We start from the raw sequence: 20,334 nt of genomic DNA, 5'->3' as shown, positions 1-20,334 counted from the left end.
AAAATCAACACTTGAATGATTGAATGGCGTGACAGGGAGTTGCGAAGAGGGGTGCAGAGCAGGGTCTCGGAGTTTTTGCAGTATCTGGTCGTGGAAAGAAATGCGTCTTCCCATACAATTACCAGTTACCAGCACGATATCTCGCGCTTTTATAGTTTCTTAGAGGATGCTCTTGGTCGTGAGCCTGATATTCAGGATTGCGATGTCCACCTCATTCGAGATTACTTGGCGCGCCTTACAAAGGCAGGCTACGCGCGAACAACCATCGCGCGCAGCATCGCCGCCATAAGGTCTTTTTATAGATTCCTGGCGCTGCGGGGGTACATCACCAAGAATCCGGCGAAGAATGTGACGACGCCAAAGATAGCGCGCAGACTTCCGAGGTATGTGAATATAAATGAGATCTCCGCTTTGTTGGAGGCCCCCGATCAGTCGACTCTGGGATTGAGGGATAGGGCTATCCTGGAAACTCTTTATGCTACTGGCCTCCGGGTATCCGAGCTGGTCAGGCTAGATATTCAAGATCTAGATTTCCGTGTTGGCTATGTGAGGGCTTTTGGGAAAGGATCCAAGGAGAGGATCGTGCCAATAGGCAGGAAGGCGCTTTCAGCGCTGGAGCGTTATCTACGAGAATCAAGGCCCTCCCTGCTGGAGGCGCGATGGGACGCCGGGTCAAGGACAAAAGGTGGTAAGGACGTTAGACACGGGCTTGAGTTGGATGGCGCTTTATTCTTGAATAAATTCGGCCAAAGAATTTCTACCAGGGGCGTAGAGCGAATAGTTGACAAGTATGTTTTATTGACGAGTCAAAGATTCTCGATGAGTCCTCATACTCTGCGACACTCCTTCGCCACTCACCTCCTCGAGGCCGGAGCGGACCTGCGAGCGGTCCAGGAACTCTTGGGTCATGCGAATATTTCCACGACCCAGATCTATACACATATAACAACGGATAGGCTCAGAGAGGTTTACATGCGTTCTCATCCGAGAGCGCATCTGAATGAGCCGGAAAAGAAATGAGGCGCAGGTTTTATGTTACGCAGCACAACCATCCTCGCCGTTCTCAAGGATGGGAAAGCCGCCGTTGCCGGGGACGGTCAGGTGACTCTTGGCGAGACTATAGTAAAGCATGGGGCGCGTAAAGTGAGGCGTATTCATCAGGGGAATGTCATTGCAGGGTTCGCAGGTTCAGCCGCTGATGGTTTCACGCTGTTTGAGAGGCTAGAAGGCAAACTCGAGGAGTTTCGTGGCAATTTGCCGCGGGCGTCCGTGGAGCTAGCAAAGGAATGGCGACTCGACCGAGCTCTTAGGAGACTCGACGCCTTTCTGATCGCGGTTGACTCCAGCCATCTATTTGTCATATCTGGAAGCGGAGATGTGATCGAACCCGACGATGGCATTGCCGCCATTGGGTCCGGGGGACCCTATGCCCTCGCGGCGGCGAGAGCCCTCTTGAGACACACGGGCCTCTCTGTAAGGGAGGTCGTGGAAGAATCATTACGTATTGCATCCACTATATGTATATATACCAATTCCGATATCATAGTTGAGGAGCTTTGAAGAGTGGAGGTTGAAGGAGGCTTTGAGCTGTGGAATTGACACCACGGGAGATCGTCCATGAGCTCGACAAATACATCGTGGGGCAGGCAAGCGCAAAGCGGGCAGTCGCCATAGCTTTGCGCAACAGATACAGGCGACGCATGCTCCCTGCCAGGCTCCGGGATGAGGTGCTCCCAAAGAATATACTCATGATCGGTCCCACCGGCGTCGGGAAAACGGAAATCGCGCGCAGATTGGCCAGGCTGGCTGATGCGCCGTTCATCAAGGTGGAAGCCACCAAGTTCACTGAAGTCGGATATGTGGGCCGAGATGTAGATTCCATCATTCGGGATTTGGTGGAGACAGCTATCCGTATGGTCAAGGCCCAGGAGATGCAGCGAGTCTACCATAAAGCCGAAGCGATGGTGGAAGACAGATTGCTGGAGATCCTAGCGCCAGAGCCCGCCCGAGAAGGAGGTTCCAATCCCTTTACTGTTTTTCTGGGAAACCTCGGGCTCGCGAAACAGGACCAGGAGGATGAGGAGGAATCTCGCCGTCAAATAAAGGAAAGAAGAATAGTTCTGAGAGAAAGGCTTCGCAAAGGGGAACTGGAAGACGAAATGCTGGAGATTACGGTGGAGGATAGCTCACCCCCAGTGGTTGAGATCTTCTCCGGCGCAGGTATCGAGGAGCTCGGCATCAATATGCAAGATATGTTCGGCGGGCTCTTCCCCAAGCGCAAACGCAAAAGGAAGGTTCCTGTCAGGGATGCCAGAAAGATACTGGCCCAGGAAGAGGCTCAGAAGCTCATCGATATGGACGAAGTGGTCTCGCAGGCGATTTCGAAAACTGAACAGGACGGCATCGTCTTCCTGGATGAGATCGATAAGATCGCCGGCAGGGAGCGAGGGGCTGGACCGGATGTATCGAGGGAAGGGGTTCAAAGGGACATCCTTCCTATTGTTGAAGGATCTACCGTTATGACGAAATATGGCCCGGTCCGGACAGATCATATCCTTTTCATTGCCGCCGGCGCGTTTCACGTCTCGAAGCCATCGGACCTCATCCCAGAGCTTCAGGGGCGATTTCCTATCAGGGTGGAGCTTGAACCTCTCACATGCGAGGATTTCAAGCGGATCCTGACGGAGCCAGAAAATGCCCTAATCAAGCAATATGAGGCTCTTCTCTCTACCGACGGCGTAAAGGTCGTCTTTACTGATGAAGGTATTGATGAAATCGCGCGGATCGCGGATGATGTCAACCGTGAATCGGAGAACATTGGGGCCAGAAGACTCCATACAGTGATGGAGAAGCTCCTCGAGGATGTGTCATTTGAGGCGCCCTCCGAGGAACTTCGGCAGGTGACCATAGATGGCTCATATGTCAGGTCCAAATTAGCGTATATCCTGCAGAATAAAGATCTTAGCAGGTATATTCTATAGTCTCCGTGTGAGCGTTGATCAATGATTGATTCACACGCAGCAACAAACACATTAATTCATAAGGAGGACTCTTTGATTATGGGGAAATTTCTGGACAAGACTAGAAGGATCAACAATTACATCCAGTCACAGGCGCAATATCCTGTGGATTTTAAGGAGCTCTTGCCGATCCTCGCCGAAGAGCTAGAGGCAAATGCATACCTGGTCGGTCGAGAAGGCAGGATTTTGGGATGCGGCTTCGTGCAGAACCATGAATGTGAGATCATGGCATCCTGCAGGGCTGACGGAAATACCCTTCCCAAGGAGTTCAATGATAAGCTCGTCAAGATGATAGAGACATCTGAGAACATGCAGAACGGGGATGGCTGCTTCATCTGGGAAGGCTCCCGGTGTCCATTTTCCAGTAAATTCCTAACCGTGATCCCTATATTCGCGGGAGAAGAGAGGCTTGCGACCCTGGCGCTGGTGCGCTTTGACCGCGAACTCGATGAAAAAGACTTAGCGATAGCGGAGAGCGCAGCTACTGCCATCGGCCTTGAGATCGTCAGGGCCAAGTCCGAGAGGTTGGCGGAAGAGACACGCAAGATGGCGGCTGTCCATATGGCTCTCGAGACTCTCTCTTTCTCAGAGCAGGAAGCAGTAGGGTATATCTTTGATGAGCTCAATGGACAGGAAGGGCTGCTAGTAGCGAGCAAGATAGCCGATAAGGCGGGAATCACGCGATCGGTCATAGTAAACGCCCTCAGAAAGTTTGAGAGTGCGGGCGTCATAGAATCGAGATCTCTGGGTATGAAGGGGACCTACATCAGGGTCTTGAATGACAAGCTATTTGACGAGCTGGAAAGGATCAAGACAAGGACCGGCCCGAGCAAACTAGCAATTGATATGGGTATGTGATTGTGGTATACTAAGCCATGGTGTAATTACGCACGCCCCGGAGGCCGTTGGGGTTGCCCGCAAAGATGACGCAAGATGCAGGTTCCACCGGCCTATGAACGAGGCGGAGGCTCAAACCAGCGCGGAGAGGAGGTGAGTTGGATGCCAGTAGTGAGCATGAAGCAGCTCCTCGAGGCAGGAGTGCATTTTGGCCATCAAACTCGCCGCTGGAATCCCAAAATGGCTGAGTATATTTATACTGAGCGCAACGGGATTTACATTGTCGACCTTCAAAAGACTGTGAAGAAAATAGATGCCGCTTATGCATTCATCAAGGAGGTCGTAATGGGTGGCGGCAGCGTGCTATTCGTCGGGACCAAGAAACAAGCTCATGATACTGTGAAAGAAGAAGCTGAGCGTTGTGGCATGTTCTATGTAAACGAAAGATGGCTAGGCGGAACGCTCACCAACTTCCGCACTATCAGAAAGAGGATCGAACGTCTCAAGACGCTCGAGAGAATGTCTGAGGATGGTTCCTTCGATGTATTGCCCAAGAAAGAAGTACTAAACCTGGAAAGAGAGAAGCAGAGGCTCGAGAAATATCTTGGCGGGATCAAGGAGATGACCGAACTTCCGGGAGCGCTTTTCGTCGTGGATCCCAGAAAGGAGAAAAACGCGGTGTCCGAGGCTCGGAAACTGGAAATCCCCGTAGTAGCTATAGTAGATACGAATTGCGATCCAGATGAGGTTGATTATGTCATTCCAGGCAATGATGATGCCATCAGGGCCGTCAAACTGATCACGTCCAAGATAGCGGATGCCGTCCTCGAGGGCAGAGAAGGTAGGGATGAAGCGTTGATGGAGCAAGAAGCGGAGCAGGGAGTAGGCTCACCAACGGGTGAACTAGCGGAACATGATCTGGAAGGCGAGTACTCGCAGGTCGAGGAAGAGGTAGCGGAGTTGTCGACCGAGGCCCAAGATGTGGAGGAGTTCGAGTCTTCCGATGAGCTTATAGGTTAGTAGTCCACGGAGACCCGTGATTCTCTTCAAAAGACATGAAATAGGGAAGGGGGTAACCCGCTTGGAGATAAGCCCATCGGCGATCAAGGAACTCCGTGAAAGAACCGGGGCCGGCGTGATGGATTGCAAAAAGGCTCTCGGGGAAACAGGTGGGGATATAGAGAAGGCTGTCACCTATTTGAGGGAAAAAGGTCTTGCGAAGGCCGCGAAACGAGCGGGCAGGGTCGCTGCCGAGGGAATCGTGGAATCCTATATACACCTTGGCGGCAAGATTGGCGTGCTGGTGGAAGTCAATTGCGAGACAGATTTCGTCGCCAGGACTGACGATTTTCGTAACCTTGCCCGGGAGCTTGCCCTTCAAATCGCTGCCAGTCGCCCACTATTCGTATCCCGGGATGAAGTTCCACAGGCTATGCTCGAGGATGAGAGAAAGGTCTACCGGGCACAAGCCCTGGCAGAAGGTAAGCCTGAGCGTATAGTGGACAAGATTGTGGACGGACGGCTGGAGAAGTTCTTTCAGGATGTTTGCCTCCTTGAACAGCCATATATCAGGGATCCCAATGTTGTGATAAAGGACCTTATAGCGCAGGTAAACGCCAAGGTCGGGGAAAATGTGACGGTGCGGCGCTTCGCCCGATTTGAAGTCGGTGAGGGAGTCGCGCATTCCACTTGTTCAAGCGATGGACAGCAATGAAAGGATCTTATGGACAAGAGAACACCCGGGCAACCTGGGTGTTCTCTTGTCACACGGGACACAGGGATCCCGGGGAGAGGTTCCAAAAGTCATGGAAACGCCGAAATATAAAAGGGTAGTAATAAAAATCAGCGGCGAAGCGCTCGCCGGTTCTAAGGATTATGGAATCGATCTAGAAATACTCAGGCTAATTGCTGAGGAGATCAAGGAAGTACATGATCTCAATGTGGAGGTAGCTCTCGTGGTGGGTGGCGGGAACATTTGGAGGGGCGCTGTCGCGGCACGTTATGGTGTAGATCGGGCAACAGCGGACTATATGGGCATGCTGGCAACGGTCATCAATGCCATGGCCTTCCAAGATGCTTTGGAAAAACTTGGAGTTGCCACAAGAGTACAGACTGCCATCGAAATGCGTGAGGTGGCCGAGCCGTACATTCGCCGGCGGGCGGTGAGGCACCTCGAGAAGGGGAGGATAGTGATCTTCGCCGCCGGGACGGGCAATCCCTATTTTTCCACGGATACGGCCGCTGCCCTAAGAGCTGCAGAGATAGAGGCGGATGTGATCCTCAAAGCTACACATGTGGATGGTGTCTATGATTCAGACCCCCTCAAGAATCCGAATGCCAGACGTTTCACCAGCCTTTCATATATCGACCTCTTGAAACGTGGTCTTGGAGTCATGGATTCTACGGCAGCTTCATTGTGCATGGATAACGGCATTCCTATTGTGGTTTTTAACCTCACCCAAAGGGGAAATATCAAGAAGGTCATAATGGGGGAAAACATCGGCACCGTTATCGGGAGGGATTAGAATGTCCACAGAGGAAATTCGTCGAGCCGAGGATAAGATGAGGGGAGTAATAGACGCCGTCAAGAGGGAATTCAATGCCATCCGTACAAGCCGCGCCAACCCGGCTCTTCTGGACCGGGTCATGGTGGAGAGCTATGGCGGCCTATACCCGGTAAATCAGGTGGCGACTATAACGGCTCCTGAATCCAGGATGTTGGTGGTCCAACCCTGGGACAGGAATCAATTGCCCAATATAGAAAAGGCCATTCTGAAGGCCAACCTCGGTTTGACTCCTGTAAGTGATGGCAATGTGCTGAGGATTTCCCTGCCATCACTCACAGAGGAAAGACGCAAGGAGCTTGTGCGTTTGGCTCACAAGCAGGCTGAGGAATTCAAGGTCGCAATACGGAACATCCGCAGGGAAGCCAATGAAGGTCTGAAAGCCCGGGCAAAGAGCGGAGAGATCTCTGAGGATGAATCCAAGAGAAGGCAGGAGGAAGTCCAGAAACTGACAGATAAATATATAGGCGAGATCGACGCTCTCCTTGCCATCAAAGAGAGCGAGATCATGGAGGTATAGCCTTCCCTTGCCTCTTGATGTAATATCCCTGCCGCTGGCGGATGCCCTCAGCGTCATTTCGAAAATCGGGTTGAATGTTCATGTTTCTGTCACTTCGCCGCCTCCTGACCGGGGAAGGCATGATGGGCGAGCGAATGTCAAGAGTGTTTACAGGGTGGTTCGACAGCATATAGACAGTGACCACGTGGCGCTGATAGTAGCGAGCAGCCCTGAGAGCATCATTCGCTAAGCTGCAAATGGGCCGGCAGGCGTATATCTTCCATGAGTCTGCCGGCGTGTTTTTTATTTATCATCGGGGGGAGTTTCAATGGGCCTCAGTGATCTCTTAAACTCCATGAGAGTATTCTCTAAACTTGGCCCAGAGCGGGAGAAGCCGGAAAAACCTTCGATACAAGCTTTTGATGCCAGCAAACCAATTCCTTCCCATATTGCCATAATAATGGATGGTAATGGCCGCTGGGCCAAGAGACGTGGGCTTCCACGGGAATTCGGCCATCGTCGCGGCGTGGAAAAGGTAAAAGACATAGTCAAGGTATGCGGCAAGATAGGAATCCGCTATCTCACCCTGTATGCTTTCTCGACGGAAAATTGGAGAAGGCCTAGGACAGAAGTGAACACCCTCATGAACGTGTTTGAAGACACCATCAAGAATGAAACCGCGTCACTTCTGGCGAACAATGTCAAGGTGAAGATAATCGGATCTAGAGATGGTCTTGGCCCCTCACTGCTGCAAGCCATATCCCATATCGAGGAGGCCACCTGGAACGCTACAGGCCTCAATCTTTTCATCGCGTTCAACTATGGTGGAAGAAGAGAAATTGCGGACGCCATGCGCAGTGTGGGAAAGAAACTCCTCGATGGCGAGTTGCGGCTTGAGAGTATTACAGAGGAAACCATACAGGAGCATCTTTACACTGCCGGAGTTCCTGATCCTGATCTTGTCATACGGACGAGCGGCGAGATGAGGATAAGCAATTTCATGATCTGGCAGGTCGCATATTCTGAATTTCTGGTAACTGATGTTCTCTGGCCAGATTTTTCGGAGAAGGACCTCTTCGCGGCGATCCGATTGTATCAGACCAGAAAGAGGAGATTCGGAGGGCTGAGCAATTCAGATGAATGATAGGGCGCTCATCAGGACGGCTTCGGGTCTTGCGGCGGCTCTCGCAGGGCTTTATCTCATATTGGTCGGGGGATTGCCGTTTTTTGTTGCTGCGGCAACGATAGGGATGGCAGGCACTTTTGAGTTTTGCCGACTCGCCGCAAGGAAAGGCTTGAAGGTTTACACTCCCCTGGCGCTCCTTGGCACACTGGCCTTGGCGATCGCGTCATACACCGGCTATTCGGAGTACATCTCCATAATAGTGCTGATCATTATAGTGCTGAGTTTTTTCGTGCACCTCATTGACCGGGGCGTAGGAAACATAATAGCTGCATCCGCTGCCAATGTAATGTCGTCTCTGTATGTGGCACTGCCCATTGCCTTCTTCCTTCAGATGCGGGGAGAGCCTCATGACGTTTCGGGCGCTTTTTATTCGCTTTTCACGATAGCTGTGGTCTCTGCCACCGATACCGGGGCATATTTCGTAGGTTCGACCCTGGGTAAACATAAGCTCTGCCCAGCCGTCAGCCCGAAAAAGACTATCGAGGGGGCGATCGGCGGGATTGTGGCTGGTTTCACGATAGGCCTCCTGCTCAACCTGATCTTGCCTCAGTTTGGCCTCCATCCAATGTCATGGAGGCATGTCGGTCCTCTTGGCCTATTCACAGCCGTTGGCGGAGAGATAGGTGATCTTATAGAATCCGCCATCAAGCGCGATGCAGGGGTCAAGGATTCGGGATCCTTCTTGCCGGGCCACGGTGGAGTCCTTGACCGCTTCGATAGTATCCTCATTGGAATCATAGTGGTATATTATTACATGATACTTTTCTTATGAGGGGCGAGGTGACATTGACAGGCTCCGTAAGATTGTTTCTCATGTGGCTCATCATTTGCGCGGGGATTTTCCTGGGGCTCAGATATGTCCTTCCATACTTTGGGCCTTTCCTGGCCGCTGCCTTGCTCGCTTGCGTTATAGATCCGATAGTGGGGATTTTCCAGCGCAAGTTGCGGTTCAGCCGAGGCCTTGCGGCCTTTGCAGCCCTCATGATAGTTTTGATTCTCGTCACGACTGGCATCATTATAGGAGTGGCTCAGCTATATGCCGAAATAGAGCAATTATGGAGATTACTTCCTGCCTATGATGCTACCTTGACCCAGATGCTGAATAACCTTATAGAATCCGCGTCGAAGTTCTACAAGGGCTTGCCCCCGCCGGTGATTGACGCTATAAGGAGCAACCAGAGCAGGCTTTACCTGGCGGCTGAAAGGGTGCTGTCCGCGGTGATGAGCGCCCTTGCAGGACTTCCGGCGCTTGGCATCTTCATCGTAGTCACGGTGATTGCCACCTACTTCATGCTCAAGGATAAAGAGACCATTCTAAGATTTCTTGTTAGTCTCATTCCAGGTAGGTTCAAGGAACGGGCGCATTCCGCCCGTGTTGAGGTGTTCAGCGCGACGGTGGGGTTTATCCGCGCGCAGGTAATCTTGATCGGCATTACGACTATAATCAGTATTTTCGGCCTGGTCCTCATTGGGGTGAGGTATGCCTGGCTCCTTGGCATACTGGCAGGGCTCTTTGATATCATACCAATAGTCGGTCCTGGGACCATCTTTTGGCCCATGGCCATTTACTATATCATGAATGATAGGCTCTGGGCCGCCATTGTGCTCATAGGGGTCATGGTCGTGACATTTATAGCGCGAAGAATCGCTGAGCCCAGGGTCCTTGCCACAGGCCTTGGCCTTCACCCGCTGGCGGTGCTCATCTCGATCTATGTGGGAGCCCGGCTATTCGGCGCTGTTGGGTTCATCATCGGGCCTCTCACAGTGGTCGTTATCAAGGCGATAGTCAATGCGGGAATCCTGCCTTTGGCGCCGAAGGAATAGACGGAGGGGTAGATCTTGGGGAATGAACCTCAGCTGCCAGTAAAGAATATCGCTGTACTCGGATCTACAGGGTCGATAGGGAAGCAAGCGCTCGAGGTCGTGGAAGGCCTGGGGGGTGGTTTCAAGGTTGAGGCCCTCGCCGCTGGGACGAATTGGAGGCTGCTGGCGTCTCAGGCGCGGAAATTCAGGCCGCGGATTGTGGTCATTTCCCAACCGGAATTTGTCCGTGATTTGAAAGGAGATCTCCAGGACCTCCCATGCATCGAGGTCCTTTCAGGGGAGGATGGCCTTGAATATATTGTCTCTTTGCCATCCATAGATATAGTGCTAAACGCTGTTGTGGGCATAATAGGGCTTAAGCCCACTGTTGCCGCCTTGAGGGCCGGGAAAAAGGTAGCTCTTGCCAATAAGGAGACGCTGGTGGCCGGGGGCGAGATGGTGATGCGTGAGGTGGGCAGGTCCGGTTCTTCGCTGGTCCCAGTCGATAGCGAGCATTCGGCTATTTTCCAATGCCTGCAAGGGCAGGACAGGTCAGGGCTTCGTTCCATCTATCTCACTGCGTCAGGAGGAGCATTCAGGGACTATGACCTGTCACGGCTGAATGAGGCTACACCTGAAGAGGCTTTGAAACATCCTACGTGGCAGATGGGACCCAAGGTCACCATAGACTCGGCTACTTTCATGAATAAGTGCCTGGAAGTCATCGAGGCGAGGTGGTTGTTTGATCTGAAACCTGAAAATATACATGTATTGGTCCACCCCTCGAGCATCGTGCATTCCCTGGTCGAGTTCAAGGATGGAGCGTTTCTTGCGCAATTGGGCGTCCCGGATATGAGGATCCCCATACAATATGCCCTAACATGTCCGGCCCGAATACCAGGCCCGGCAATGAGACTGGATCTTGCCGGGATCGGTCGCCTCGAATTTTACATCCCGGACCCAGCGCGTTATCCCGCTCTGGAATTGGGTTATCACGCGTGTAAGATCGGTGGGACATTGCCCGCTGTGATGAATGCGGCGAATGAGATTGCCGTGGGGCTTTTCTTGACGCATCGGATCAAGTTCACCAGCATAGCGCGCCTGGTCTCGGCGGTGATGGAAAAACACGATCCGCGCCCGGTTGATTCGATCGATGCGGTCCTCTCAGCAGATCGTTGGGCAAGGAACGTGGCTTCCGAAATCTGGAAGGACCTTTGAGGGGAGTTGGGTTTTGTGCTACTCACCATAGTATCGTTCATCATCGTGTTCAGCCTATTTGCCTTCGTGCATGAGTTTGGGCATTTCATAGTCGGAAAACTCAGCGGGATCAAAGTCTTGGAGTTTTCTCTGGGCTTCGGGCCGCGTTTTTTCCGATTCCAGCGGGGGAGCACAGTATATTCTCTGAGACTACTGCCTCTAGGCGCGTTTGTCAAGTTCGCAGGCCTTGACAGGCCTGAGGATCCTGCGGAAGATATCCGGGATGACGATCCAGCGAGCTTTCGCAATAAGCCTATCCTCACTCGGATTGCCACGGTATTTGCCGGGCCTTTCATGAATTTCGTCGCGGCTCTAGTTATACTGGGGTTGATATTTTCCGTAAATGGACTTCCGACGACAGAGGTACAATCTATCAACCCCGGGTCGCCTGCCGAGCGCGGCGGCATGTTGGCCGGAGACAGGATAGTGGAAATCGCTGGGGCACGGGTGAGGTCGGTGAATGATGTCCGCGAGCGTGTCATGACAAGCGCCGGAAAGGAGATCGCGATAACCGTGGAGAGAGATGGCCAGAGGATTTCTTGTCTGGTCATTCCGGAGAAGGATCCGGCTACCGGGAACGGATTGATCGGCGTGACCCTGAAAGAAACCTGGGAGGCCGCCCCTCTCAAAGAATCCATAGCGTACTCTTGGGATTTTACCAGAAAGGTCACTGTAGGCCTGGTGCAAACTCTCTATCAAATAGTCTCCGGCCGTGCGCGCCCTGAGGTCGCGGGGCCGCTCGGCATTGCGCAAATGGTTGGTCAGACGGCGAGGCTTGGGTTCATCAACCTGCTATTTCTCACAGCGCTTCTCAATATAAATCTCGGGATCTTAAACCTGCTGCCGATTCCCATCCTTGACGGCGGGTGGATCTTGATGCTTCTGGTGGAAGCTATAAGGCGTAAGCCGCTCACTGAAAGCCAGGAGGCATTTGCCAGGTTGATAGGTATAGCGACTCTCGGGCTCATTTTTCTGTTTGCCACAATGAGTGATATTTCCAGGATTACACAGCGACTGATGTGATACGCAATGCAGAACTCGATGATGAGGGGGGCTGAAGAAGCTGTCGACATACGCTTATCGACCGCTGTTAGATACATCATGGACGAGCATATAACGAGGCGGAAGTCACGCCAGGTGAAGGTGCGGGGGATTCTCATAGGCGGGAACGCCCCGATCAGCATCCAATCTATGACCAAGACAGACACAAGGGATGTGGGTGCGACTTGCTCTGAGATCGAGCGTCTGGAGAAAGCCGGGTGCGAGATAATCCGCATGGCTATTCCGGATGAAGAAGCCGCGAGAGCCGTGGCAAAGATCCGGAGTAAAACCGATATGCCTCTAGTGGCGGATATTCACTTCAACTATAGGCTGGGGCTCATGGCACTGGACGCCGGTGTCGACAAGATCAGGATAAATCCCGGGAATACCCCTGAAAGGGGGCTCAAGGAGCTGGCATCTGCATGCTTGAAATACCGGGTTCCCGTGAGAATTGGCGTCAATTCTGGTTCCGTATCCAAAGACCTGATAGCCAAGCATGGAGGGCGCTCTGCTTTCGCTCTGGTGGAGAGCGCTGTCATCTCCGCAAGGTTGCTTGAAGATATGGGTCTTTCGGATATTGTGATCTCCCTGAAGGCATCTGATCCTTTGACTACTATCCAGGCCTACAGGGAGATGGCCAAGATAGCGGATTACCCGCTGCACCTCGGCCTCACTGAAGCAGGATCACCATGGGCAGGCGCCATCAAATCCTCTGTCGCCCTCGGCGTTTTGCTCGCAGATGGCATAGGGGATACTATCAGGGTTTCCCTCACCGGAGATCCTGTCGAAGAGGTGAGGGTAGGCCGCGAGATCCTGAGAGCTCTGAAACTGAGAAAGGGTGGAGTGGAGATCATTTCATGTCCCACATGCGGCCGCTGTCGTGTCGGATTGAGATTTCTTTCCGAGGTGGCTCAAGAGGTGGATAAAAGGACGGGTCATCTCGAGGTTCCTCTCAAGGTGGCGATTATGGGATGTGAGGTCAATGGACCCGGCGAGGCCCAGGAGGCCGATGTGGGGTTGGCCATTGGCAAAGGAAGGGGCCTGCTGTTTGTAAAAGGAAAGCCAGTACGTCAGATGGCCCAAGAGGAATTCATTCCCGTCCTTCTAAATGAGATCTCCAAACTTGCCGGGGGCCACATGGTGTCCAATACTGATGGAAATGGGGAATCTAGATGAAAGGGGAACTTGAGGTCCTCAAAAACTCGCCTAGCATCCAGATAGTGATACCTGCATATAACGAAGAGAGCACCATCCAACAGGTGGTCATGGAAGCGCTGAAGGTCACAGATGATGTAACTGTAGTCAGCGATGGTTCCACTGATAAAACAGCCCTCTATGCCAGGCGGGCCGGGGCGAAGGTAATAGAGCTCGCCAGGAACGTTGGGAAGGGCGGGGCCATGCAGGAAGGTCTTAGGGCTTCCTCCAGCGATATCGTGGTGTTTCTAGATGCCGACCTCATCGGCCTTACTGAATCTCACATTCGCTCTCTTATACTGCCGGTGATAGAGGGCCGCGCGGACATGACGGTAGGGGTATTCAAAGGTGGGAGGGCTGCAACGGACCTCGCCCTGAAGATCTCACCTTCGCTATCTGGACAACGGGCCATGAGAAGAGCCTTCATCAAGGATCTGGATATATCCAATGCCAGGTTTGGCTCTGAAATAGCGCTGACTGATTATGCACGGGCACGCGGAGCCAGGCTGGTGTACGTTTCGTTGGAGAATGTCACGCATCAGATGAAGGAAGAAAAAAGAGGAGTATTTAGGGGGGCCCTACAAAGGGCGAGGATGTATTGGGAGATTCTGAAACAAATGGCGGCACGACAATAATAATGGCGTGCGATACTTGCAATTTGAGCTTTTATTGTGCTATACTTTGAGTATAGTCCTACTGAAGGTCCTTCCGCAGACCTTGTCTTGAATGTTGGAGTGGGGAAACCCACTCCTTAATCTTGTGTATAAGAGGTCTGTGGACCCTGACGTTCGCGGTATAGAGGGGGCAAGACGATGAAGACTGAAAGGATCGAGAAAATCGAGAGAATTGTAAGTGATCTTGCGGCTCCTATAGTGGAGGATCAAGGGCTTGAGCTCGTTGACGTTCTGTATGTAAAAGAGGCTGGCGAATGGCTCCTCAGGATCTATGTGGATAAACCGGGTGGAGTCTCTATTGACGACTGCACAAAGATCAGCGAGGAAGTCGGAAGGAAGCTGGATAGCCTGGACCCGATCCCGCAAAGCTATATCCTCGAGGTTTCCTCGTCTGGTGAGAAGCCCTTGCGTAAAGAAGAAGAGTTCGACAAATATAAGGGTCGTATGGTAGCCATCAACACTTTTTCGCAGATCGGCGGTCGCAAGGAGTTTATCGGTCATCTTCTCGGTCTTGCTGACGGAAATGTCAGGGTGGATGTAGACGGTTTGGTTGTGGATATTCCAAAAGATAGGATAAGCAAGGCACGTCTTGTTGTGGAGGGAGAAGTCAATGAACCTTGACGTCATAGAGGCCTTTGCGCAGCTGGAAAAAGAGAAAGGTATCAAAAAAGACATACTGATTTCTGCTCTGGAGGCGGCCTTAGTATCTGCTTTTAAGCGGAATTTCGGATCGGCCCACAATGTCAGGGTCGAGGTGGATCCTGATTCCGGTACAGTGCAGGTTTTTGCGAGGAAAAATGTCGTGGATGACGTCAAGGACCCACGTTCAGAAATATCTCTCGCCGAGGCATTGACGGTGAATCCGAACTATGCCACCGGTGATGTCATTGAAACTGAGGTAACTCCGAGGGATTTCGGACGCATTGCTGCTCAAACTGCGAAGCAGGTCGTTCTTCAAAAGATTCGTGAGGCGGAGCGGGAGGTCATCTTTGAGGAATACAGCAACCGCGAAGGCGATGTAGTCACAGGCGTCGTGCAGCGCTATGAGGGTAGGAATGTGATAGTTGATCTGGGCAGAGTCGAGGCTGTAATGCCTTTATCGGAACAGATGCAGAAGGAATCGTACCAGCAAGGCGAGCGACTGAAGGTATATATAGTGGAAGTCCGGAACACGCCACGTGGTCCCCAGGTGGTTGTCTCCCGCACCCATCCGGGACTTTTGAAACGTCTCCTGGAGCTCGAGGTGCCCGAGATTTACGATGGAATCGTTGTCATCAGGCAGATAGCCCGGGAAGCTGGGATACGTTCAAAAGTGGCGGTAAGTGCCACTGATCCCAATGTGGACCCTGTAGGGGCGTGTGTAGGGCCCAGGGGCATACGGGTGCAGAAGATTGTGACTGAGCTCAAAGGCGAAAAGATAGATGTAGTAGAATGGCGCGAATCTCCGGAGGAATATATCGCAAACGCGCTTAGTCCTGCCAAGGTCCTCGGCGTGAGGATAAATGCAGTAGTCAAGGCTGCGATGGTGATCGTGCCCGATAATCAGTTATCCCTGGCCATAGGTCGGGCGGGTCAAAACGCCAGGTTGGCCGCCAAGCTCACAGGCTGGAAGATCGATATCAAGAGCGAATCGCAGGCCCTCGAACTGCCGAAGGTAGAAGAATTGGAAGCTACCAAATCCACGGAACCTGTTGTTGAAGAACGGGAAGATGTAGCGACGCCAGAAGAGATGGCCGGGGAGCATGGGGAGCAGAATGCGCCAGATGAGCAGAGCGCGCTAGAAGAGGAAAGTGCCGGGAAGCAAGAGGAGCAAAATGCGTCAGAAGAGGAACAAAGCGCGCCAGAAAAGGTGGTCGGTGAAGAGGGAGCTAAGGAAGGCACTACCCCATATTCTGAGGATGAGGGGAAGTCAAAGGTAAAGAAGAAACAGAAGAAAAAAGGAATAGCGGATGACGCAAAAATCCTCGAAGAGGAAGATGAAGCGGAAGCTTCGAGAAAAAAGGTGAAACGCAGGCCTAAGATGAAGCGCAAGCGTGAAGAGTTGCTCGAGGATGAGGAAGAGGATGACTACTTCTGATATTACCAATATATAGATTAGTTGCAGAGTGGAGGATGCTCTATGCCGAAAGGACAGGCGCAGCCCAAAAAGCGGAAGATTCCGATGCGGACGTGTCTGGGATGCCAGGAGGTCAAGCCTAAAAAAGAATTGATCCGGATAGTCAGGACATCCGGGGGTGAGTTCAAGGTGGATCCTTCAGGCAAACTGGCTGGCAGGGGCGCATATTTATGCCCTAATGAGGCGTGCATCAACTCTGCCTTGTCAGGTAAGCGCTTTCAGAAAGCGCTAGGCGACGATCTATCGCCTGAAGTCGTCTCGCAATTGAAAATGGAGCTAGCGAGGCGCGAGGCTGAAAGACGCGAGATAGAGCGGCGCAAAGCCCTTCTTGAAAGCCAATCAGGCAAAAAATGATGGATAGTGAGGTGTTATCAGAGAGAGACAAATTGAGATCTGAGCTGTGGTGGGGGTGGTTTTATAGATGGGTAAGACAAGGGTATATGAGTTGGCGAGAGAGCTAGATAAGAATAGTAAGGAGATTCTTCAGCTCCTGGAGGATTCTGGCGTCCGTGGGAAGAATCATATGAGTGCCCTAGAGGATAATGTGGTCAGATTCATCAAGAATAGGTTTGCGGAAATGGAAGGTAGGGCTCCAGTCAGACAGAAGCCTCAGTCCCAAAAGGGCGAGGAAAAGGCCGAGGCCCGACCCGATGCCGCAGATGATAGAGCGCGTGCCATAATGAAGACATTGGCTTCTGACAGGCCGCTCGCAAGGAATCTGCCAGATATTCTCCCCCAGAGGCCAAGACGGACGAAGCCTGTAGACCGCCGGCCGGTCAGCCGGATGTCTTCGCATCAGTCACATGAGACGGGCAGGCCAGCAGGAATGGGAGCAGCAAGCAATCGTCTTTCCAAGGAGGTGCCAACTAATACGCAGCAGGGCTTAAGAACTGTGCAGGAGACTGCCATTCGTCAGTCTCATACGGAGATGGGCGGGGTTCAGCAAAGGACTCAGGTTCAGTGGAAGCATGAACAGCCTGGCAGGCCAGCTTCTCAAATAGCGCCCCCTGCGCAGGCTGGCAAGATCACCGCGCCTCCCGGGGTTGCGGCTCGAACTGAAGCAACGAAGACAATATCTTCTGAGGCCAGCGTAGGAATAGAGGCAAAGAGATCTATACCGACTGAGACCAGTGCCCGGGTAGAGGCAAAGAGCGCAGCGCCCGCTGAAGTCATCTCCGGGAAAGATACCAAGGTGGTGGCGCCCTCTGATGAGCATGGTAAGGCTGATACGGTTGCGGCCGTCAAGCCCTCTCCGAAGCCTGACGCCCGACCTGGTCAAGGGATACAAGAAAAGGCCAAGGCGCAGGATACGCAAGAGAAAGACATGGTACAGGAAACACAAGGAAAGCCGGCGCCATCTAGCCAGGTAAGGCCTCAAGAACAGGCAAAAGTGGTGCCGATTGAGCGTGAAAGGCAGGGGAAGATTTCCGCGCCTGCGGTCAAGAGTGAAACTGCAAGACCCATATCTCGGCTGAGGCCGGATCTGGCCAGGACCAGGGGCGGAGCAGCCTCTAAGGAACAGCGTAAAGGCAAGAAATCCTTTGGTCGCGTCGGAGACAGGGTATCGCGAGTCGTCGAGGAAAGGCTCTTGCGTAGTAAAGCCGTAAAGGAGAATATCTCACCACAGCCCGCAAAGCGGCGAGAAAAGCCACAGCGAGAGAAGAAGATTGCTTTGCCGGAATCCATAGCGGTAAAGGATCTTGCTGAAAAACTTGGTATTGCTGCCTCTGACCTCATCAAAACATTGATGGGCATGGGCGTGTTGGTCACCATCAACCAGGAAATAGATTATGATGCGGCATCCATTGTTGCAGACGAATATGGCTTCGAGGCAGAACGTCTCAGCGAGAAGGAAGCTCGTGAGTTCGGCATAGAAGATCTTCCTGATCCTCCGGAGAGCTTGAAGATGCGCCCACCCGTTGTTACCATAATGGGACACGTGGACCATGGAAAGACATCACTTCTGGATGTCATTCGGAGCACCAATGTTACAGCCCAAGAGGCCGGAGGTATAACCCAGCATATCGGGGCTTATCAGGTAGAGCTCAACGATAAGAAGATAACTTTCCTGGATACCCCGGGCCATGAGGCGTTTACTGAGATGAGAGCCAGGGGAGCGCAGGTTACAGATATCGCTATACTGGTAGTCGCCGCTGATGATGGAGTCATGCCGCAGACGGTAGAGGCGATCAACCACGCCAGGGCAGCTGGCGTTCCCATAATAGTAGCGATAAACAAGATAGATAAGGCAAATGCCGAACCAGATCGCGTAAAGCAGCAGTTGAGCGAGCTCGGACTGGTGCCGGAAGCATGGGGTGGAGACACCGTGATGGTGGAGGTGTCTGCCCTCAAGAAGCAAGGTATCGAAGACTTGCTGGAGATGATACTCCTGGTGGCTGAAATGCGGGAACTCAAGGCCAACCCAGACCGGCCGGCAAGAGGCACTGTGGTAGAATCTGAGCTCGATAAGGGAAGAGGCCCGGTGGCGACGGTGCTGGTCCAAAAAGGCACACTCCGGATCGGGGATGCCATAGTCGCTGGCGAAGTGTACGGTCGGGTCCGCGCTATGCTGGACCATATGGGAAGGCCTGTGACAGAAGCCGGTCCTTCGATGCCAGTGGAAGTTCTGGGGCTTTCGGATGTCCCGACGCCTGGAAGTATAATGACAGTGGTATCTGACGATCACATGGCGAAGGAACTCGCTGAACGCAGGCTGGAGCGGAGGCGCGCGGAGGAAATGCAGGCGCCTCATAGGGTCAGCCTGGAAGATCTCTTCGAACATATCAAAGAAGGAGAGGTCAAGGAACTCAATCTTGTCCTCAAAGCTGATGTTCAGGGATCCGTGGAAGCCTTGAAACAGGCCTTCGGACAACTTGGAACAGAAGAAGTGAGGGTGAATATAATCCATAGCGGCGTGGGCGGCATCACCGAAAGTGATGTCATGCTGGCCGCCGCATCCAACGCTATTGTAATTGGATTCCAGGTTCGTCCCGACGCCAATGCGCGAAAAGTGGCGGAACGTGAGGGTATAGATCTCAGGACATACAGCATCATTTACGATGCCATAGATGATATCAAGGCGGCCATGGAAGGCCTGCTCGAGCCGGAACAGCGGGAGGTGTTCGTTGGTAGGGCGGAGGTAAGGGCCACCTTCAAGGTTCCCAAGGTCGGGACCGTCGCTGGAGCATATGTTTCAGAGGGCAAGATAACCCGCGACGCGAATGTCAGGGTGATCAGGGACAATGTGGTCATCTATGATGGCAAGATCGCCTCCCTCAAGAGATTCAAAGAAGATGTCAGGGAGGTCCTTGCAGGATTTGAATGTGGCATAGGCATTGAGAACTTCAACGACATCAAAGAGAATGACGCCATCGAGGCGTACAAGATCGAAGAGGTACGTCGCGAGCTTTGATGCCAGGCTCAGACGGATCCTCGGGTTGTGGTGGAGGGGACCGTTATGGTTGTGGGCATCCTCACTGCTGAGTTTTATATTGGCGGAGCTGATTCTTTGAAGGCCAAGAGGAGGGTGCTCAAGAGCCTGATTGAGCGTATGAGGTCAAAATATAACATCGCCATCGCCGAGGTAGCTTCTCAGGACATATGGCAGAGGGCGACTATCGGCGTGACATGCGTCTCGTCCAGCGCGAGGCATGCCAATAGTATACTCTCATCAGTCATAAATGATCTGGATAAAGATGGTGAGGCGGTCCTTCTTGACTATTCCATAGAGATCGTCTGAGGCGGGGATCGATGATGGGTAGGAGGTCAGACGATGATGGCCAGGCTCAGAGCTGATAGACTAGCGGAGCTTATAAGGGATGAAGTGAGCGACATCCTCCAAAGGGAGATAAAGGATCCAAGGCTTGGATTCGTGAGCGTTACCGAAGTTGAGGTATCGAACGATTTGAGCCATGCCAAGATCTATGTAAGCGCGATGGGAAGCCCCGAGGAAAAGGATGCGTCCATCGATGCGCTTGAAAGCGCAACGGGGTTCATCAGGACGGAGATCGCAAAGAGGATACGTCTGAGACATGCGCCCGAGATCGTCTTCAAGCTCGACAATGCCATAGAGCGCGGCGCGCGGATCTTCAGTCTCCTTTCTGAGATCAAGAAGGAAAAAGGGGAAGGGGAGTAATGGCGGGA

At 52.7% G+C, this 20,334-nt stretch carries 22 protein-coding genes; all 22 read left to right on the top strand.

The annotated features are described in order from the left end of the window. The first annotated feature begins 15 nt into the window (after positions 1-15). The 22 genes from xerC to rbfA all read left to right on the top strand — a co-directional run bounded on the left by xerC (position 16) and on the right by rbfA (position 20,326). Complete coding sequence (gene xerC, locus HPY52_01885; GenBank protein NPV79015.1) at positions 16-1,020, top strand: tyrosine recombinase XerC; 1,005 nt, start codon at positions 16-18, stop codon at positions 1,018-1,020. A gap of 12 nt (positions 1,021-1,032) precedes the next feature. Continuing rightward, positions 1,033-1,560 carry an ATP-dependent protease subunit HslV gene (hslV, locus tag HPY52_01880; GenBank protein NPV79014.1) on the top strand — a complete coding sequence of 176 codons (528 nt, stop codon included), beginning with the start codon at positions 1,033-1,035 and terminating at the stop codon, positions 1,558-1,560. A gap of 29 nt (positions 1,561-1,589) precedes the next feature. Continuing rightward, a complete protein-coding gene (gene hslU / locus HPY52_01875; GenBank protein ID NPV79013.1) occupies positions 1,590-2,981 on the top strand; it encodes an ATP-dependent protease ATPase subunit HslU in 1,392 nt (463 codons plus the stop codon). A 78-nt stretch (positions 2,982-3,059) separates the two neighbouring features. Next, complete coding sequence (gene codY / locus HPY52_01870; protein NPV79012.1) at positions 3,060-3,878, top strand: GTP-sensing pleiotropic transcriptional regulator CodY; 819 nt, start codon at positions 3,060-3,062, stop codon at positions 3,876-3,878. A gap of 141 nt (positions 3,879-4,019) precedes the next feature. Then, a complete protein-coding gene (gene rpsB, locus HPY52_01865) occupies positions 4,020-4,877 on the top strand; it encodes a 30S ribosomal protein S2 (GenBank protein NPV79011.1) in 858 nt (285 codons plus the stop codon). Between the two features lie 61 nt (positions 4,878-4,938). After that, entirely contained in the window at positions 4,939-5,571 is a 633-nt protein-coding gene (tsf, locus tag HPY52_01860; GenBank protein NPV79010.1) for a translation elongation factor Ts, read from the top strand. Between the two features lie 91 nt (positions 5,572-5,662). Next, positions 5,663-6,382 carry a UMP kinase gene (locus HPY52_01855; GenBank protein ID NPV79009.1) on the top strand — a complete coding sequence of 240 codons (720 nt, stop codon included), beginning with the start codon at positions 5,663-5,665 and terminating at the stop codon, positions 6,380-6,382. A gap of 1 nt (position 6,383) precedes the next feature. Further along, entirely contained in the window at positions 6,384-6,941 is a 558-nt protein-coding gene (gene frr / locus HPY52_01850; protein ID NPV79008.1) for a ribosome recycling factor, read from the top strand. A gap of 7 nt (positions 6,942-6,948) precedes the next feature. Beyond that, positions 6,949-7,170, top strand: coding sequence for a hypothetical protein (locus tag HPY52_01845; GenBank protein NPV79007.1), 222 nt, complete (start codon positions 6,949-6,951; stop codon positions 7,168-7,170). 105 nt (positions 7,171-7,275) lie between these two features. Next, positions 7,276-8,064: an isoprenyl transferase gene (locus tag HPY52_01840; protein NPV79006.1), complete on the top strand. Its 789-nt coding sequence runs from the start codon at positions 7,276-7,278 to the stop codon at positions 8,062-8,064. Continuing rightward, positions 8,057-8,878, top strand: coding sequence for a phosphatidate cytidylyltransferase (locus HPY52_01835; protein NPV79005.1), 822 nt, complete (start codon positions 8,057-8,059; stop codon positions 8,876-8,878). Before HPY52_01840 ends, HPY52_01835 begins: the two co-directional genes overlap by 8 nt. Continuing rightward, on the top strand, positions 8,875-9,930 hold the full coding sequence (ytvI, locus tag HPY52_01830; protein ID NPV79004.1) for a sporulation integral membrane protein YtvI: 1,056 nt from the start codon (positions 8,875-8,877) through the stop codon (positions 9,928-9,930). The genes HPY52_01835 and ytvI overlap by 4 nt, the downstream gene beginning before the upstream one ends. A gap of 33 nt (positions 9,931-9,963) precedes the next feature. Beyond that, a complete protein-coding gene (locus tag HPY52_01825; GenBank protein ID NPV79003.1) occupies positions 9,964-11,127 on the top strand; it encodes a 1-deoxy-D-xylulose-5-phosphate reductoisomerase in 1,164 nt (387 codons plus the stop codon). Between the two features lie 15 nt (positions 11,128-11,142). Then, on the top strand, positions 11,143-12,189 hold the full coding sequence (gene rseP / locus HPY52_01820; protein ID NPV79002.1) for an RIP metalloprotease RseP: 1,047 nt from the start codon (positions 11,143-11,145) through the stop codon (positions 12,187-12,189). A 78-nt stretch (positions 12,190-12,267) separates the two neighbouring features. Next, positions 12,268-13,383, top strand: coding sequence for a flavodoxin-dependent (E)-4-hydroxy-3-methylbut-2-enyl-diphosphate synthase (gene ispG, locus HPY52_01815; GenBank protein NPV79001.1), 1,116 nt, complete (start codon positions 12,268-12,270; stop codon positions 13,381-13,383). Beyond that, positions 13,380-14,036 carry a glycosyltransferase family 2 protein gene (locus HPY52_01810; protein ID NPV79000.1) on the top strand — a complete coding sequence of 219 codons (657 nt, stop codon included), beginning with the start codon at positions 13,380-13,382 and terminating at the stop codon, positions 14,034-14,036. The genes ispG and HPY52_01810 overlap by 4 nt, the downstream gene beginning before the upstream one ends. Before the next feature lie 177 nt (positions 14,037-14,213). Continuing rightward, positions 14,214-14,696, top strand: coding sequence for a ribosome maturation factor RimP (locus HPY52_01805; protein NPV78999.1), 483 nt, complete (start codon positions 14,214-14,216; stop codon positions 14,694-14,696). After that, complete coding sequence (nusA, locus tag HPY52_01800) at positions 14,686-16,152, top strand: transcription termination/antitermination protein NusA (protein NPV78998.1); 1,467 nt, start codon at positions 14,686-14,688, stop codon at positions 16,150-16,152. Before HPY52_01805 ends, nusA begins: the two co-directional genes overlap by 11 nt. Before the next feature lie 42 nt (positions 16,153-16,194). Next, the gene (locus HPY52_01795; protein NPV78997.1) at positions 16,195-16,545 is read left to right on the top strand and encodes a YlxR family protein; all 351 of its coding nucleotides are present in this window, start codon (positions 16,195-16,197) and stop codon (positions 16,543-16,545) included. A 67-nt stretch (positions 16,546-16,612) separates the two neighbouring features. Next, positions 16,613-19,603, top strand: a complete 2,991-nt coding sequence (gene infB / locus HPY52_01790) for a translation initiation factor IF-2 (protein NPV78996.1) — start codon at positions 16,613-16,615, stop codon at positions 19,601-19,603. A gap of 45 nt (positions 19,604-19,648) precedes the next feature. Then, complete coding sequence (locus HPY52_01785; GenBank protein NPV78995.1) at positions 19,649-19,930, top strand: DUF503 domain-containing protein; 282 nt, start codon at positions 19,649-19,651, stop codon at positions 19,928-19,930. A gap of 36 nt (positions 19,931-19,966) precedes the next feature. Beyond that, positions 19,967-20,326 (top strand): 30S ribosome-binding factor RbfA, encoded by a 360-nt coding sequence (gene rbfA / locus HPY52_01780; protein ID NPV78994.1) that lies wholly within the window; start codon positions 19,967-19,969, stop codon positions 20,324-20,326. The last annotated feature ends 8 nt before the right edge of the window (positions 20,327-20,334 follow it).

The sequence above is a fragment of the Bacillota bacterium genome, from assembly GCA_013178415.1.
Lineage (GTDB): Bacteria > Bacillota > SHA-98 > Ch115 > Ch115 > Ch115.
This window is presented reverse-complemented; position numbering and strand designations above follow the sequence as displayed.

Bases quoted from the DNA above. Each gene is read 5' to 3' on its own strand.
- HPY52_01805 (NPV78999.1), top strand. From the start codon at position 14,214: ATGAAGACTGAAAGGATCGAGAAAATCGAGAGAATTGTAAGTGATCTT.
- rpsB (NPV79011.1), top strand. From the start codon at position 4,020: ATGCCAGTAGTGAGCATGAAGCAGCTCCTCGAGGCAGGAGTGCATTTT.
- ispG (NPV79001.1), top strand. From the start codon at position 12,268: ATGGACGAGCATATAACGAGGCGGAAGTCACGCCAGGTGAAGGTGCGG.
- HPY52_01840 (NPV79006.1), top strand. From the start codon at position 7,276: ATGAGAGTATTCTCTAAACTTGGCCCAGAGCGGGAGAAGCCGGAAAAA.
- HPY52_01835 (NPV79005.1), top strand. From the start codon at position 8,057: ATGAATGATAGGGCGCTCATCAGGACGGCTTCGGGTCTTGCGGCGGCT.
- HPY52_01795 (NPV78997.1), top strand. From the start codon at position 16,195: ATGCCGAAAGGACAGGCGCAGCCCAAAAAGCGGAAGATTCCGATGCGG.
- infB (NPV78996.1), top strand. From the start codon at position 16,613: ATGGGTAAGACAAGGGTATATGAGTTGGCGAGAGAGCTAGATAAGAAT.
- xerC (NPV79015.1), top strand. From the start codon at position 16: ATGATTGAATGGCGTGACAGGGAGTTGCGAAGAGGGGTGCAGAGCAGG.
- rbfA (NPV78994.1), top strand. From the start codon at position 19,967: ATGGCCAGGCTCAGAGCTGATAGACTAGCGGAGCTTATAAGGGATGAA.
- nusA (NPV78998.1), top strand. From the start codon at position 14,686: ATGAACCTTGACGTCATAGAGGCCTTTGCGCAGCTGGAAAAAGAGAAA.
- frr (NPV79008.1), top strand. From the start codon at position 6,384: ATGTCCACAGAGGAAATTCGTCGAGCCGAGGATAAGATGAGGGGAGTA.
- HPY52_01810 (NPV79000.1), top strand. From the start codon at position 13,380: ATGAAAGGGGAACTTGAGGTCCTCAAAAACTCGCCTAGCATCCAGATA.
- ytvI (NPV79004.1), top strand. From the start codon at position 8,875: ATGAGGGGCGAGGTGACATTGACAGGCTCCGTAAGATTGTTTCTCATG.
- HPY52_01855 (NPV79009.1), top strand. From the start codon at position 5,663: ATGGAAACGCCGAAATATAAAAGGGTAGTAATAAAAATCAGCGGCGAA.
- HPY52_01785 (NPV78995.1), top strand. From the start codon at position 19,649: ATGGTTGTGGGCATCCTCACTGCTGAGTTTTATATTGGCGGAGCTGAT.
- codY (NPV79012.1), top strand. From the start codon at position 3,060: ATGGGGAAATTTCTGGACAAGACTAGAAGGATCAACAATTACATCCAG.
- hslV (NPV79014.1), top strand. From the start codon at position 1,033: ATGTTACGCAGCACAACCATCCTCGCCGTTCTCAAGGATGGGAAAGCC.